Below are 14,624 nucleotides of genomic sequence, written 5' to 3' on the forward strand. Positions count from 1 at the left end.
CCACTGGCAGGACGTTTGGGGCCTTACACGGTCGTCGGCGAGCGCTCAAGACAATTGGGCGTGGGCGCATCCACGGTCGCCAGAAACGACCCGACCGCCGCCGCAAATTCAACCGGCTGGTCATACGGCAGCCCATGGCCCGCGTTCGCGATCACCCAGTGGCGAAGGCGTGGATTGAGCTCCTGCAGCTCGCGCGCGGTCTCGACGGAGACAACGCCATTGGTGCCGACGACAAGCAGGCTCGGAACGGCAATGCCTTTGACCAGCTCGCGATAATCCGGGTTTGGCGGCGTGAGGACCTCGAACGCACGGGTGTCGGTCTGCAGCCGCGCGTCGATGATCAATTCAAGCAATTCGAGCGAGCGGTGCGGTTGGCGCGCCTTCGTCTCGGCCAGCACCGCATCCTTGTCCCGACCGAGCAGCCGCCGATGCTGCTCGGCGACGTCACTCTCGTAGACTTCGCGCTGGCGCTCGGCGCTTAGGAACGTCGGATCGGCGAGGATCACGCCGCGAATGGCCGTGCCCATCTCGTGCGCAACCACGGCGGCTGTCATGCCGCCCATGGAATGGCCGAGCAGCACCGGCGCGACGAGTCCGAGCGTCTTGATCAGACCGATCACGTCGTCTGCGAGGTTGCAATACAAATATCCGTGCGGCGGGGCGCTCGATGCGCCGTGCCCGCGCGCGTCCGGCATGAAGACGTCGTAGCGATCCTGGAGAGCGCGGGCCAACGGCGTCCAGCAAGCGCCGCTTCCGGTCAATCCATGCAGTGCAAGCAAGGGACGCTTGTCTCCACTCGTTCGCAGATAGTGGATGTCGATGCCATTGGCCGTACAGGTGCCACGAATCCAGTTTGTCATTCGGGAATGATACTAGATCCAGGCGGGCTGCGAACTATCGCACCTTGGCACGATTGCGCATCTCACATACGCTTGGCCTCACGCTCGCACCATCAAAACACAACAAGCGGACTTTGAGGAAACCGCCATGGACCAAATCCGCGTCTGCACCCACGCAGGGCCGGGCTCGGAGCCCGTGATCAAGACCGTGCCGTGGCCGAAGGTCGGCCGCAGGGGGGCGCTGATCAAGATCGGCGCGTGCGGCGTCTGCGGCACTGATCTGCATATCCTGAAAGGGCATTGGCCGAAGCCGCTGCCCTGGCCGTTCACGCTCGGCCACGAGATTGGCGGCGTCATCGTCGAATGCGGCGACGAGTTCACCGAAGACTTCATGAGCAAGCCGCTCAAGGTCGGATCGAAGGTGATGATCCCGCCGCTGATGCCCTGCGGCAAATGCTATTATTGCATTCACTATCCGCAGACCGCCAACAAATGCCTGACGCCGGTCTATTACGGCCGCTATCTCGGCTTCGACAAGGCGCCGCACATGTGGGGCGGCTGGGCCGAATATGTCTATGTCGATATCGAGATGCTGCCGGGCACCAAGATCTACAAGCTGCCCGATGACATGTCGCTGCGCCTTGGCGCGCTGTCGGAGCCGCTGACCTCCTGCATCCGCGCCTTCAACCGCGCGACCCGTGCCGGCGGCTTCACCTGGGCCGACACGGTGGTGATCCAGGGCTCGGGCCCGATCGGCATTTTGGCGGTCGCAGCCGCCAAGGAGATGGGGGCAGGGCGCGTCATCTGCGTCGGCGCGCCGGAGGAGCCGCGGCTCAAGCTCGCGCGCGAGTTTGGTGCGGAGGCGACGGTCAACATCGAGGAGATCACATCGCCGCAAGATCGCATCGCGCGTGTCCGCGAGATGGTCGGCGGCTTCGGCGCCGATCTCGTCATGGATTGCTCGGGTCACCCCTCAGCCGGGCCCGAGGGCATCGAGATGCTGCGCGACGGCGGCACCTATGTCGAGATGGGCCAGTTCACCGACGCCGGCTCGATCGAGACGTCCTGGCACCGGATCTGCACCAAGGACCTCAACGTGCTCGGCTCCTGGGGTTTTACCGGCAATGATCTGCCGCTCGGCGTCGACATGCTCTACCGCACCCGCGACAAATATCCCTGGCTACAGATGCAAACGATCTATCCGTTTACGGAAGAGGGAGTCGCGCGAGCCGTGAAGGATGCGATGGCGATGAAGACGGTAAAGTCGACGATCGTGCCGTGGCCGGAATTGGTGGACTAGGCGATGCCGTCTGTCCCCCACGATCTCGCGGCGTTCCTGGTCGAAGCCAAGCGGCGCACCTATGCGGGCCTCGACGACGACGCAACGGTGGCCACGCCGCTGCTCACTGGCTCAAAGCAGCTCGGGCATAGCGCACCGCCTTACACCTATCGCGATATCTATTTCGGGATGGGTTTTTTTGTCGGGCAGGAGACCGTGGCACGGGACGAACGCATCATCTGGTCGATGAGCTACAGTGGCGGCGCCCGCGCGGACATCATGGACCGGGACGTTTTTCTGGCGATCTATAAGTTCTTGCGTCAGGCGCTGCTGGGCGTGCGCGCCGAGGAGCCCTTTCGAGGACCGCGCCTGTTCGAGCAGGCAGGCATGGTCTATCGCAATGAGGTCGAGGGATCCCTCGATCGTTTTCATGGTGTCGAGACAATCGCGCGAGATGACGGCGCACCACTTTACGGGTTGCGCTATAGTGGCGGTCTGCTGCGATAAACGCGGAGATCTATGCCGAGATCTGAGACGGGCGGGACCAAATGCCCTAAAAGTTCCACAAGGAATCCGCGAATGATCCATGCGGAGGTGAAACTTAGGCCCGGGTTCCGGCTTTCAGTTCGCGGGAGAGGTAATCGTGAAGCGAATCCTGAAACCCATCACCTACGTGCTGGCCGCCATCTACTTCCTGGTGGATGCGGTGTTCATGGCCGTGGCGCGGCCGATCGCGCGCTGGCTGGCGCGGCATTTCGAATTCAAGCGGCTGCGCGCCTGGATCAAATCGCTGCCGCCATATCCGTCGCTCGCGCTGTTTTCCGTGCCCGTGATCATCCTGGAGCCGATCAAGCCGGTGGCCGCTTACCTCGTCGCGACCGGCCAGTTCCTGAGCGGCGTAGCGGCGTTCATCGGCTGCGAACTGCTCAAGCTCGTGCTGGTCGAGCGCCTGTTCCACCTGACGCGTGACAAGCTGATGCGGATCCCGGCGTTCGCGTGGTGCTACCGGAGGTTCTCCGAGATGAAGGCTTGGCTCCAGGCCACCGAAGCCTGGCGTGCCATCCGCGCCGTGAGCCGCGCAGCGAAAGACTATGTCGTGCGGCTCAGGACAAGGCTCGCTGGGAGCTTCAGCAAGCTCGTGGCGTCAAGAGACTAGAACCGCGTGCCCTATGCGAACTTGCGCGCTGCGGCGGTGGTCTTGTCGCCCGTGTTCGGCGTACCGCTCGGCTCGATCAGCATGAGATGAACCTCCTCGAGGGCCACGGGGCGATGCTCGACACCCTTGGGCACCACGTAGAGCTCGCCCGGTCCGAGCGTCACGGTGCGGTCCCGCAATTCGATGTCCAGCCGGCCCTTCAGAACGAGAAAGAAATCATCGGTGTCGTCGTGCTTGTGCCAGGTGAATTCTCCCTTCACCTTCACCACCATCACGTCGCAATCGTTGAAGGTCGTGATCGTGCGCGGCGACCAGTAATCCTCAAAGGTCGCAAGCTTGTCGGCAAGGGAAATGCTGTCGGCCATGTTTCACCTGTATCCTGCTCTCGGGTACGTCCAGTCGCGCGCAATCCAGGCGAATGTAAGCAAAAGTCCGCCGTTCCGGGCCCAAAAGCGCCTGGTTGAGCGTCCCAAACCTGTTCACCCTGTCGCCAATGCCATGCGTCAAAGGCATGGTGGTTTGGCCGCTTCTGTCGTAAAGAGCGTCCAAATCAAATCATCATGGGTGTGACCGGGCCTTCTGCAGTGAGTGCAGCGTCAAGGCCCCTCGGCTCTTTCCGTTCCGCGCCCCCGGACCAACCAAGGTTTTCCATCCCGTGTCCTTTCCGGCCCTGACCCCGCCGCTCGCCCGTGCCTTGGCTGAGCGCAATTACGATTCACCAACCCCGGTCCAGCTCGCCGTGCTCGACGAGAAGGCGGTCGACCGCGACCTGCTGGTGTCGGCCCAAACCGGCTCGGGCAAGACCGTCGCTTACGGATTGGCCATGGCCAAGGATTTGCTCGATGGGGCCGAGCGGTTCGCGCAGGCCGGAGCGCCCCTGGCCCTGATCGTCGCGCCGACCCGGGAGCTCGCCTTGCAGGTCCAGCGCGAGCTCACCTGGCTCTATGAGCATGCCGCGGCGCGCGTCGTCTCCTGCGTCGGTGGCATGGACCCGCGCCGCGAGCAGCGCGAGCTGGCCGCGGGTGCCCACATCGTCGTCGGCACGCCCGGCCGCCTGTGCGATCATCTGCGGCGGGGCCGCCTCGACATCTCGGAATTGAAGGTCGTCGTTCTCGACGAAGCCGACGAGATGCTCAATCTCGGCTTTCGCGAGGACATGGAGTTCATCCTCGAGACCACGCCGGAGACGCGGCGCACGCTGCTGTTCTCGGCCACGTTCCCGCGCGGCATCGTGGCGCTCGCCAAGCAATACCAGCAGGACGCGTTTCGAATCGAGGTCGCCGGCGACGAGGGCGGTCACGCCGACATCGAGTATCGCGCCATCCGGGTCGCTCCCGGCGATGTCGAGCATGCAGCCGTCAATGTGCTGCGCTTCTATGAGGCGCCGAGCGCGTTGGTGTTCTGCAACACGCGCGATGCCGTCAGGCATTTGCAGGCGGCGCTGCTGGAACGCGGTTTCTCGGTGGTCGCTCTGTCGGGCGAGTTGACCCAGAACGAGCGCACTTTGGCGCTGCAGTCGCTCCGGGACGGACGCGCCCGCGTTTGTGTCGCGACCGACGTTGCCGCCCGCGGCATCGACCTCCCAAGCCTCGACCTCGTCATTCATGCCGACCTGCCGAACGACCCTGAGGTGATGCAGCATCGTTCGGGCCGAACCGGGCGCGCGGGCCGCAAGGGGACAAGCGTTCTCCTGGTGCCGCCGGCCCGGCGGCGTCGTGCGGAGCTGTTGCTCAATCTCTCCGGTACCGACGCAGTCTGGGGCACGGCGCCGCAGGCGGATGAAATCCGCAAGCTCGATCATGAACGCATGAAGGACGTGTTGTTCACCGAGGAGACGACCGCCGACGATCTGGAGCTGGCGAAGGCCCTGCTGGCCGAGCGGTCCGCCGAGGATATCGCCGCAGCGCTCGCGCGACTTTACCGCGCGCGGCTGCCGTCGCCGGAAGACATCATCGATCCCGGCGAGCGAAGCAGCCGGCCGCGGGACGATCGTCACCGCGACGATCGCACGCCGCGCGACGATCGAAAGCCGCGTGGCGACGATCGGTCCGAGAGGCCTCGTGTCAAATCGGGGAAAAAGCATGTCATGGCGGAGCCCACCGTCTGGTTCCGCGCCGCCATCGGGCGCCGCAAGAATGCGGAGGCGCGCTGGCTGCTGCCGATGATCTGCCGCCGCGGCGGCATCGACAAGCGCGACATCGGTGCGATCAAGATCTCTGACACCACCACCGAGTTCGAGATCTCCGAACGCGTCGCGGCCTCCTTCGCCGCCAAGGTCAAGCGTCCGGACAAGGAAGACAGCATCCGCATCGAGCCGATGACGGGTGCACCGCAAGCGCAGGCGCCGGCAGAGAAGCGCTCACGCGCTCCGCAGCGCGAGGAAGCTGACGACGATCATGTTGTCCGCCGCAGCGACGATCCCTGGAACGCGAACGAGCCAAAGCAGCACGACAGGCCGCGGGGAAAGCCTGAAGCCAGGCACCAGGGCAAGCCGCACGCCAAGACTTATGCCAAGCCTGACGCGAAGCCTCACGACGGCGGCAAATTCGGCAAGCCGGCGTTCGGGAAGAAAAACAAGAAATTCGGAAGCAAGTCCGGGGACGCCAAATTTGCGCCGTCGGTCACCGAATGGCCGGGCGCGCAGGGAAAAAAAGGCAAGAAGAAGCGTCGCGGCTGAGGGCCGCGCATCGCTTCAGGCCTGTCTCAGGGTTTCCATTCGACGTTGAAGCCGCTAGCCTGCACACCTCGCAAGGTCTGCAGGTATCATGGATACGTCATCCGAACGTCCCGACGCTTCGCTCGCATCGCTGATTCCCGACATCGACCGGCTGGCCGCGGATGCGATGGCGGTCTGGAAAGTGCCTGGTGCCGCACTTGCCATCGTGCAGGACGGCAAGGTCGCGCTCACCCGTAGCTATGGGCAGCGCGACGTCGAAGCCGATCTGCCGGTCACGCCACAGACGCATTTCGTGATCTGCTCGATCACGAAATCATTCACGGCCACAGCAATCGCGCTGCTCCATAACGAGGGCGTGCTCGACTGGACCAAGCCGGTCCGCGACTATCTGCCGGAGTTTCGCCTTTCCGATCCTGTCGCGACCGAACGCGTCACCGTTCGCGATCTGCTCAGCCATCAGTCGGGGCTGCCGCGGCACGATTGGCTTCACCTGCCGGGAGATCTCTCGCCGGCCGAGATGCTGCCCTTGATGCGCCATCTCGAGCTCAGCCGAGATATCCGCGCCGCCTGGCAATACAACAATCTTTGCTACAACGCGGCTGGTCTGCTGATCGAACGATTGAGCGGGCAGAGCTTTGAAGCCTTCATCCGCGAGCGGCTGACCAACAAGCTCGGCATGAGCGTCAGTTTCTCGCTGGATGAGCTTGAAGCCGGGCTGGAGCCGGCGAAGCCTTACATGATCAACGTCGACACGCGATTGCCGGCGCTGCGACTGCCGATCCGCACCACGGCCGCCGGGGCCGTCAACACCTCGGCGGCGGACCTCGCCAACTGGATGCTGCTGCATCTCGGCAAGGGCGAGTTTGCCGGCGAACGCCTGCTGCCGGCGGCGCTGGCCGAGCAGCTGCATGCACCGCTGGCGCATGTTGCCAAGTCGGAGTTTTCCGAGTTCGGCCAGGCGCATTATGGATTGGGTTTTCAGTCGAACAGCTATCTTGGCGATCGCATCGTCTCGCACAGCGGCGGATGGAACGGGTGGGGGTCGTTGATGACGCTGGTGCCGGACGCGGGCATCGGCATTGCCGTCCTGACCAACCGCAGCCCGAGTGAGGTCCCGCCGATCCTCTCCTGGCACATCATCGACCGGCTGCGCGGACGCGAGCCGGTCGACTGGCTCGCGCGCTTTCGCAAGATGCGCGACAACTTCATTGCGCACATCCCCGCCGACAAGGAGGCGCGCGAGAAGTCGCGCCACAAGGACACGAAGCCCGCGCGCGCATTGTCGGCCTACGCCGCTGATTACGCCCATCCCGCCTATGGCGTGATATCGATCCGCGAGCAGGGCGGCGTGCTGCACTGGTCGTGGCGCGGAATGGGCGCGCCGCTGTCGCACCGGCATTTCGAGACATTCGTGACGCCGGAGATCATCGACAAGCTGCATCCCGACAATCTTTCCATCACCTTCCAGACCGACCGCGACGGCAACATCGTGCACCTCTCGGTGCCGCTTGAGCCGATGGTGAAGGACGTCGTCTTCGAGCGGCGCGCCGCCGGAGACTGCCTTGATCCTGTCTTCCGCGCCCGCTGTGTCGGGCATTTCAGCAGCGGTTCGATCACCCATCGGGTGACGCTGGACAGTGAAGGGCGGCTGATCCTGAAGTCGGATTTTCAGCCGGCCTATCGGCTGGAGCCGCAGCAGGGCCGGCGGTTTCGTATCGTCGAGCTGGACGGATTTGCCGTCGAGTTTCGCGGAGAAGGCGAGAGTGTCGATCAGATCGTCTTTCATCAGCCAAACGGCACGTTCATCGCTGACCGCGTGGCGGATTAGCGCCGGTCTACGGAGACCTGGTCAGCGAGCTCGCGCAACATGTAGGTTGCACTCGCGCCATAGGTTGCGAGCCTGGCGCGCAGCCCCGCATCCGGTGCCACGGGGTGGAAGCCGAGACGCTCCCACAGCACGCGTGTGGCGTAGACCGAGACCAGTGCCAGCGTCGGGATGCCGGATGATCGCGCGAGTTGTTCGATCTCTGCGACATAAGCCCGCGCCACGCCGCCGCGGAAGCCGGGCAGCACGGCGACATCGTGCACATAGAGACAGTCCGCAGCATCGGGCAACCGGTCGAGGAAGCCGTCGAGCGGCGGGATCTGGTATTGCATCCAGGGATGGGCGAGGCCGTAGCCGGCGATCGCGTCGCCTGCCGTGAGCACGCAACAGCCGTCCGGATAAAGCTGCATCTTCTCCGCGAACACGTCCGGGCGCTCGGGGAGGTCGGGATGAATCCGCGCTGCGATCGTGCTGATCGCAGCGAGGTCAGTGGCGTGCGCGCGGCGCCAATGCGGCTTGCTCATCTCGGATGTTCCGTATCAACCACCGCAATTTATTCCGTCGCGCTGACGTACGCAGCCAAAAATATCTTTGCTCGCGTCCGAGGAATAGTGCGCGCGATGCGGCGTCCTACCTCGTGCAAGCCAATTGCATGACAGGAGACACCATGACGACATCCCCGATCCGCCTCGCGCTCACGCTCGCAGCAACGCTCGCGCTCACGTCGGCCGCCTTCGCGGCGCCACCGACCAAGACCGGTAAGACCGACAAGGGCAATGTGCTCACCGACGCCAAGGGCATGTCGCTCTACACCTTCGACAAGGACATGGACGGCAAGTCGGCCTGCAACGGTCCGTGTGCGACAAACTGGCCGGCGTTGAAGGCCGAGGCCAGCGACGCTGCCGGCGACGGCTACACCATCATCATACGCGACGACGGCTCCAAGCAGTGGGCCCACAAGGGCAAACCGCTGTACACTTTCGCCAAGGACACCAAGCCCGGCGACATCACCGGCGATGGTTTCCTGAACGGCGCCTGGCATCTGGCGATGCCGTAATGGATCGATAGTACGGGGCCGGGCATCGCTGATGCAGACGATGTCCGGCGCCAACGCCGGCGCTCATCTCAAGTTGGCGCATACGATCGCAGCAACTTTAGAGAGGAAGGATTCGACCTGCGCTGCTTCGTCGCATGATTCGAATTAAATCAAGCCAAGAGTCCGAAAGCGAACCGAAGATTCGACCCTCGTTGGCCATAGTTGGCTTCGGCAGGGGGCGAGAGCGGTACATCCGCAAGCGGCATCCCACCGATATGAAAGTAGGAGCACTGGTGTCCCGGTGTAGCAAGCACCTGGACGCGTCGGGGAGTCTTCAATCCATCATCTAGTTTCGCTTGAAAGGATGAAAGCCCGTGAGTGATGCCAATGTGAAAGCCGAAGCGAATGCGGCTCCGCTGAATGGAATGGCCAACGGAAGCGCAAAGCTCCAATTCGACTTACCCTTCTTCAACATCCAGACGGTGTTCGGCAATCTCGCCGAGCCGGCCGCTGCGCGGGCTAGGGCAAATTTCGAGCAGATAAAGGCAACTTCCGAGGAAATCAGCGGAGCTCTCTACGAAGCCTGCTCGACCAATGCCAAGCGTGCCGCCGAGTACGGCACCAAGGTCGTCGAAATATCCAACACCAGGACCACCTCGGCGCTGGACTTCATCGCCCAGCTTGCAGATGCGAGATCGTTTGCGGATCTCGTGAACCTCGCCACCACCCACAGCCGCAAGACCTTTGAAGCGGCTTCCGTCCAGAACCAGGAGCTTTGGGACCTGGCCCAACAGGCCGCGATCGAGACGACCGAACCGATCAAGAAGAGCTTCGACCGGGTTCTGCATAGGAGTTCTTGAAAGGTACCGGCCGCGTGGATCGGCTGGACGAGCGTCTTCGCCAGAAGAGACGCCGTCCAGCCGATGGCGGCGCCGAGAGGTGATGCCAAGCTGGAGGAATCAAGATGGGTATGGTGGTGATCAAGTGCCCGGAAACGGGAAGGATCATTTCGACGGGCATCGAGATGGATAGCGAACGGTTTCGATGCAGTGCCGTGTTCTTTTCGCGGACCTATTGCAGGATGTGTGCGGCGACGCATGAGTGGTTCGCCAAAGAGGCCTGGGTCTACGAGTCGGCCTTGGCGAACGGGACGTCCGGGGGCAGGGAGACGTTCGGCGGCGGCGCGGCGTGAAGGAGCCTCAAGGCGTCCTGCGAAACGATCCGATCGATCCTGCGGCTCATCACCTTGTAGCACTCGCATGCGACGACCTCGAGTCGCGGCCTGTCGATCTCGAGTTGGCCGCGCCGACTGGATTTCAGGGCCCTTGACGTTCGAAGTGCGCCCACGACGTGCGTGACCGTGGTCCGCCGGACGCCGAGCAATTCCGACAGCGTCTCTTGTGTCAAGGGCAGAACGTCACCGCCGTCCGTCCGATCATGAATGTGAAGCAGCCAGCGAGCCAAGCGGGCTTCGACGGAGTGCAGCGCATTGCAGGCAGCAACGTGCTGGATTTGTGTCATCAGCGCCCTGGTGAGAAGCTGAACCAGACTTCTGAGGGCGGGGCTGCGTTCGAGCGCCGTTTGAAATCGCGCGGGTGAGATTTGCAGCGCGGTGCCGGCGACGCGGACGACGGCCGTCATTGGTGAGCGGAGGGGGCCGAGCGCCGTCATGAGTCCGACGGCGCCGTCGTTGCCGATCACGGCGGTTGCGGCCGTCTGTCCGTTCGGCAGCTCCATGATGAAAGCGATTGCGCCGCTGCAGGGGAAGTAGAGGTGATCAATCCTGTCACCCGATCGAACCAGGACTGCGTCGTGCTGCAACGGCACCTTGCGCAAATGCGGTGCAAGCAAAGCGAAGTCGGCTGGCGGTAACGCAGCTAACAGGCGATTGCCAACTCTGGTCGCGTGCTCCATCACGGGCAATCATCCCTCGACGGAAGCGGCTAGGAAACGCATCGTATCCGGCCGAGCCGCGCTGCCGTGCAGATACTCGCCCGGCAAACAGGCAAACGTACCGTATTAGGTAAGGTTCCGCTAATGGATCGCAAGCCCTGACGGCCCGCGTGTCTGATCGCTTTCGATTCAGAGATGCCCGGTGCCGTTTGCACACGCTGGGCGCTACGGCACCAACGTTGCTCTACCTGAGCCCCTCATACACCATCAGCCCGCGTGCAATCTGCAGCTTGCGGATCGCGCGCGGCAGCAGCTTCTCCGGTTGATGCAGATAGCGCCAGGACGTGACGGTGAAGGGGCCCAGCGCACCACACTCGTCGTCGAACGGCGCAAGCACGCCGGTCACGCTCACCGGCGTGTGCGGACGGGCGTTGAACGGTAGCAGCAGCAGCTCGAGATGGGCCTTGCTGCCGTCCTCGCGCTGCGCAGTGATACCGGCGATGGCACCTAACGTCTCGTCGGCGACCACGGTCGCGATCTCCTCGATCTCGCCGCGGCTGCCTTCCGCGAACATCGCGGCAAAGCCCTGGTCCTTGAGATCACAGCCGGCGAGCGCACAGACGCGGGTGCCGGCGACGCGGAACGGAAAGCCGAGCTTCGGTTCGCAGGACAGGACGAAGATGTCGCCCAACAGCTCGCGCACGGCGGCCGGGTCGATATCGGCCCGGTCAGGGGCTCGCGCATGGCCGCGCTTCTTGTCCCAATACGCGAAGAACGCGCGGCTCGATGGATGCTTCATGATTGACGCTCACCCCTCGGCGCAACCTCATGGGACAAACCTGTCCCGCTTCAGTGCACCTGAGATCCCTGTGTTGTTGTGCAGGAGGGGAATTGCAGCGTCCATGCCGCGGGCGCGTTTTCGGCGTCATTCCCGCTGCCTTTACGTTGTTAACGTTAAATTAACTATGCGCTTTCGCGCCGCGTCGCGGCTGCTATGGTGATTGCGGTCGCAAGCCTCGCCGCTTTTTCCAGGTTCTCGGCGGGGCCTTTACGCAGGCGTCAAACAGTTTGGTCACTGGCCGCGGGGAGGGGTGGGGATGCTCCTTGTTCCTCCGCGGCATGATCCGGAAAAGTGCTTAGCGGTTTTCCGGCAAGATCATGCTCAAACAACAACCTGAAGCGCGGTAATGCGCTTTAGGGGTCAGGAAGATCGACACGGACAGGCAGGGCTTTCCCAGGGCCCTGCCTTTTCCTTTTGTGCACTTGCGCAAGGCTGGCAAACGCGACTATCTCCAAGCTCTTGCTTCGATTGCGCCTGAAAGCGAAACCGCCTTGGATTCCCCGCCACCACCACCCCCGGACCAGCCGGTCGTCGTCGATAAGGCTCCGCACGAGCCGATTCTGACGCTGCCGTTGCCGCTGACGGCCTACGTCGCCCTGCTGGCGCTGATCCATCTGCGGGTGCTGCTGCCGCCGGAGCTGGAGAACTGGACCATCGACGTCTTCGGCTTCATCCCGAAGCGCTACGATTCCTCGCTGGTCAATTTGCAGTTCGCGGGCGGTGCCGGGGCCAAGGTCTGGAGCTTCGTCACCTATTCGCTGCTGCACGCCAATCTCACCCATCTCGCCTTCAACGTGCTGTGGATGCTGCCGTTCGGCAGCGCCCTGGCGCGCCGCTTCGGCGCTTGGCGCTTTTTCGTGTTCCTGGCGGTGACGGCGGCCGCCGGTGCGCTCGCCCATCTGGTGACCCACGAGCATGCGGTGGTGCCGATGATTGGCGCCTCGGCCTCGGTGTCTGGCGCGATGGCGGCGGCGATCCGCTTCGCCTTCGTGCGCGGCAGCTTCCTGTCGTTCAGCCGTTCGGACGCCGATACCGCCGCCAAGGTTCCGGCGCTGCCGCTGCTGCAGGCGCTGCGCGACGGGCGGATCGTCGGCTTCCTGGGCGTATGGTTCGTCCTTAACATCATCTTCGGTGTTGGCGCGATCGGCGTCGAGGGCAACAGCGCGAGCGTCGCCTGGCAGGCCCATATCGGCGGCTTCTTCGCAGGGCTGTTGCTGTTCGCATTGTTCGATCCCGTGCCGCGCGTGCGAAACGATGATGCTGCGGATGCGTCATCACAGGACATTTCAAACGGTATTTGAGGCGGCGCTTGCGGCGCGGCCCGAATTCATCCATCATTTCGGCGAAGAATGTTCCGAAGCAGCAAGCCCATAGAGGCTGCGCTTCGCAAAGCGCCTGAACGTGAAACCGGCGCCCAAACTGTTAGTTGAAGACTCGCGAACAAGTCCGGACCGCGCAAGGCGGACGGATCCGATTCAGGGAGGCAACAATGACGGTACGTTCCATTCTCAACACCAAGGGCCACCAGATCATGAGCGTCGAGCCCGACGCGAAGCTGGTCGCCGCAGTCAAGCTGCTGGCCGAGAAGAAGATCGGCGCGGTGCTGGTGATGAACCAGAGCCGGCTCGAGGGCATCCTGTCCGAGCGCGACATCGTGCGCGTGCTCGGTGAGCGCGGTGCCGGCGTCCTGGACGAGCCGGTGAGCCAGGTCATGACCCGCAAGGTCGTGACCTGCAAGGAGACCGACACGGTCGCCGAGCTCATGGAGATGATGACCACCGGCAAGTTCCGCCACTTGCCCGTGCTGGAGAACAGCAAGGTGGTCGGGCTGATCTCGATCGGCGACATCGTCAAGCGCCGCGTCCAGGAATATGAGTCGGAGCAGGAAGCCCTGCGCGACTACATCAAGACGGCCTGAGCTCGCGCTCAAGCGCTGAGCTTACTCGACCGCTTTGGGCGCGGTGCCGGCGGGCGCCGGCGCCAGCACGTCGATGGTCTCCTGGATCGACTCCAGCGCGCGTTCGGCGGCGCGCGCGCCGTGTGCGATCAGCTCCTCGGCACGATGGAAATCGAACCAGCCGAACTGGCCGACCCGCGGCGTGATCAGGAGGTCCGGCGGATCGCCCGCTAGCCGCGCGCGGGTGATGCGGTCCTGCATGATGTTGAAGGCATCCACCATCACCGAGGAGATGCCGGGACGGCTGGCGGTGCCGAAGAACTCGCGCTTGACGGTCTTCTCCGGCGAGAAGAAGCGCGGAAAGCGCCGCTTGGCCGGCGTCTCCTCGGTCACGGGCGCGACCGGCGAAGGTATCGCGCCGTGCGCGTGGATTGTCGTCGAATGTGTGAAGACGTCGGTAGAGAGGTTGACCGCGATGACGATTTCGGCGCCGAGCGCCCGCGCAGCCGATACCGGCACCGGGTTCACCAGCGCGCCGTCGACCAGCCAGCGGTCGCCGATCATCACGGGCGAAAAGATGCCGGGCAGCGCATAGGAGGCGCGCATCGCCTCGACCAGGCGGCCGCGCGTCAGCCAGATCTCGTGGCCGGTGCGGACCTCGGTCGCGACCGAGGCATACTTCATCGGCAGGTCTTCGATCATGATCTGGCCGACCGCGTTCTCGAGCCGGCTTGCGAGCTTCTCGCCGCCGATCAGGCCCGAGCCATCGAGACGGATGTCGAGATAACTGAGGATGTTGCGCACGCCTTGCAGGCTGCGTGCCCAGTCCTCCAGCGTGTCGAGCCGGTCGGCCGCAAAGGTGCCGCCGACCGCGGCACCGATCGAGGTGCCGACCACGACATCGGGCACGATGCCGTTGGCCAGCAGCGTTCTCATGATACCGATATGGGCAAAGCCGCGCGCCGCGCCGCCGCCGAGCGCGAGGCCGAGGATGGGCCGGCGGATACTGCCGAGGCCGACCTTTTCGCCATTCGCACCGTTCACGCTCCGACCTTTCAAGATATCCAGCACCGAAACTCTCCTACTCCGGGCCAGTCCTCACTCCAGAGTAGGCACCGTGCTTCCGCTTCGCCAGAAAGAGAGCAAAGCTTGGTTTATAGCGTTCGGGACGCAGGGGGCAG

15 protein-coding genes are annotated in these 14,624 nt (G+C 63.7%); 9 read left to right on the plus strand and 6 right to left on the minus strand.

Annotation, left to right across the window (positions count from 1 at the left end):
- Positions 1-23 precede the first annotated feature (23 nt).
- Positions 24-779: an alpha/beta fold hydrolase gene (locus ACWAT4_RS16150; RefSeq protein WP_449731217.1), complete on the minus strand. Its 756-nt coding sequence runs from the start codon at positions 777-779 to the stop codon at positions 24-26.
- 208 nt (positions 780-987) lie between these two features.
- Here ACWAT4_RS16150 and ACWAT4_RS16155 point away from each other — a divergent pair, with 208 nt between their 5' ends.
- The 3 genes from ACWAT4_RS16155 to ACWAT4_RS16165 all read left to right on the plus strand — a co-directional run bounded on the left by ACWAT4_RS16155 (position 988) and on the right by ACWAT4_RS16165 (position 3,274).
- Positions 988-2,139 (plus strand): zinc-binding dehydrogenase, encoded by a 1,152-nt coding sequence (locus ACWAT4_RS16155; RefSeq protein WP_449730904.1) that lies wholly within the window; start codon positions 988-990, stop codon positions 2,137-2,139.
- Between the two features lie 3 nt (positions 2,140-2,142).
- Positions 2,143-2,625 (plus strand): DUF5680 domain-containing protein, encoded by a 483-nt coding sequence (locus ACWAT4_RS16160; protein ID WP_449730905.1) that lies wholly within the window; start codon positions 2,143-2,145, stop codon positions 2,623-2,625.
- Positions 2,626-2,761: 136 nt separating this feature from the next.
- A complete protein-coding gene (locus ACWAT4_RS16165; protein WP_449730906.1) occupies positions 2,762-3,274 on the plus strand; it encodes a hypothetical protein in 513 nt (170 codons plus the stop codon).
- Between the two features lie 11 nt (positions 3,275-3,285).
- Here the strand turns inward: ACWAT4_RS16165 and ACWAT4_RS16170 are convergent, their stop codons facing one another.
- Positions 3,286-3,639: a cupin domain-containing protein gene (locus ACWAT4_RS16170; protein WP_449730907.1), complete on the minus strand. Its 354-nt coding sequence runs from the start codon at positions 3,637-3,639 to the stop codon at positions 3,286-3,288.
- A 290-nt stretch (positions 3,640-3,929) separates the two neighbouring features.
- On the opposite strand from ACWAT4_RS16170, the gene ACWAT4_RS16175 reads away from it, so the two are divergent.
- Positions 3,930-5,951, plus strand: coding sequence for a DEAD/DEAH box helicase (locus ACWAT4_RS16175; protein ID WP_449730908.1), 2,022 nt, complete (start codon positions 3,930-3,932; stop codon positions 5,949-5,951).
- Positions 5,952-6,039: 88 nt separating this feature from the next.
- Positions 6,040-7,779: a serine hydrolase gene (locus ACWAT4_RS16180; RefSeq protein WP_212301702.1), complete on the plus strand. Its 1,740-nt coding sequence runs from the start codon at positions 6,040-6,042 to the stop codon at positions 7,777-7,779.
- Here the strand turns inward: ACWAT4_RS16180 and ACWAT4_RS16185 are convergent.
- Positions 7,776-8,300 carry a GNAT family N-acetyltransferase gene (locus tag ACWAT4_RS16185; RefSeq protein WP_449730909.1) on the minus strand — a complete coding sequence of 175 codons (525 nt, stop codon included), beginning with the start codon at positions 8,298-8,300 and terminating at the stop codon, positions 7,776-7,778. The genes ACWAT4_RS16180 and ACWAT4_RS16185 overlap by 4 nt on opposite strands.
- Positions 8,301-8,443: 143 nt before the next feature.
- On the opposite strand from ACWAT4_RS16185, the gene ACWAT4_RS16190 reads away from it, so the two are divergent.
- Entirely contained in the window at positions 8,444-8,833 is a 390-nt protein-coding gene (locus ACWAT4_RS16190; protein ID WP_212444309.1) for a COG4315 family predicted lipoprotein, read from the plus strand.
- A gap of 353 nt (positions 8,834-9,186) precedes the next feature.
- Positions 9,187-9,672, plus strand: coding sequence for a phasin (locus ACWAT4_RS16195; RefSeq protein ID WP_449730910.1), 486 nt, complete (start codon positions 9,187-9,189; stop codon positions 9,670-9,672).
- 265 nt (positions 9,673-9,937) lie between these two features.
- On the opposite strand, the gene ACWAT4_RS16200 is transcribed toward ACWAT4_RS16195, so the two are convergent.
- Positions 9,938-10,726, minus strand: a complete 789-nt coding sequence (locus ACWAT4_RS16200; RefSeq protein ID WP_449731218.1) for a Crp/Fnr family transcriptional regulator — start codon at positions 10,724-10,726, stop codon at positions 9,938-9,940.
- A gap of 223 nt (positions 10,727-10,949) precedes the next feature.
- Positions 10,950-11,504 (minus strand): PAS domain-containing protein, encoded by a 555-nt coding sequence (locus ACWAT4_RS16205; RefSeq protein ID WP_212301695.1) that lies wholly within the window; start codon positions 11,502-11,504, stop codon positions 10,950-10,952.
- A gap of 533 nt (positions 11,505-12,037) precedes the next feature.
- On the opposite strand from ACWAT4_RS16205, the gene ACWAT4_RS16210 reads away from it, so the two are divergent.
- Together ACWAT4_RS16210 and ACWAT4_RS16215 are read left to right on the plus strand one after the other, a co-directional pair.
- Complete coding sequence (locus tag ACWAT4_RS16210) at positions 12,038-12,847, plus strand: rhomboid family intramembrane serine protease (RefSeq protein ID WP_212301693.1); 810 nt, start codon at positions 12,038-12,040, stop codon at positions 12,845-12,847.
- Between the two features lie 188 nt (positions 12,848-13,035).
- Entirely contained in the window at positions 13,036-13,464 is a 429-nt protein-coding gene (locus ACWAT4_RS16215; protein ID WP_212301692.1) for a CBS domain-containing protein, read from the plus strand.
- 21 nt (positions 13,465-13,485) lie between these two features.
- On the opposite strand, the gene ACWAT4_RS16220 is transcribed toward ACWAT4_RS16215, so the two are convergent.
- Positions 13,486-14,514, minus strand: coding sequence for a patatin-like phospholipase family protein (locus ACWAT4_RS16220; RefSeq protein WP_212425175.1), 1,029 nt, complete (start codon positions 14,512-14,514; stop codon positions 13,486-13,488).
- Positions 14,515-14,624: the final 110 nt, after the last annotated feature.

The sequence above is a fragment of the Bradyrhizobium sp. T-1 genome, assembly GCF_053592855.1.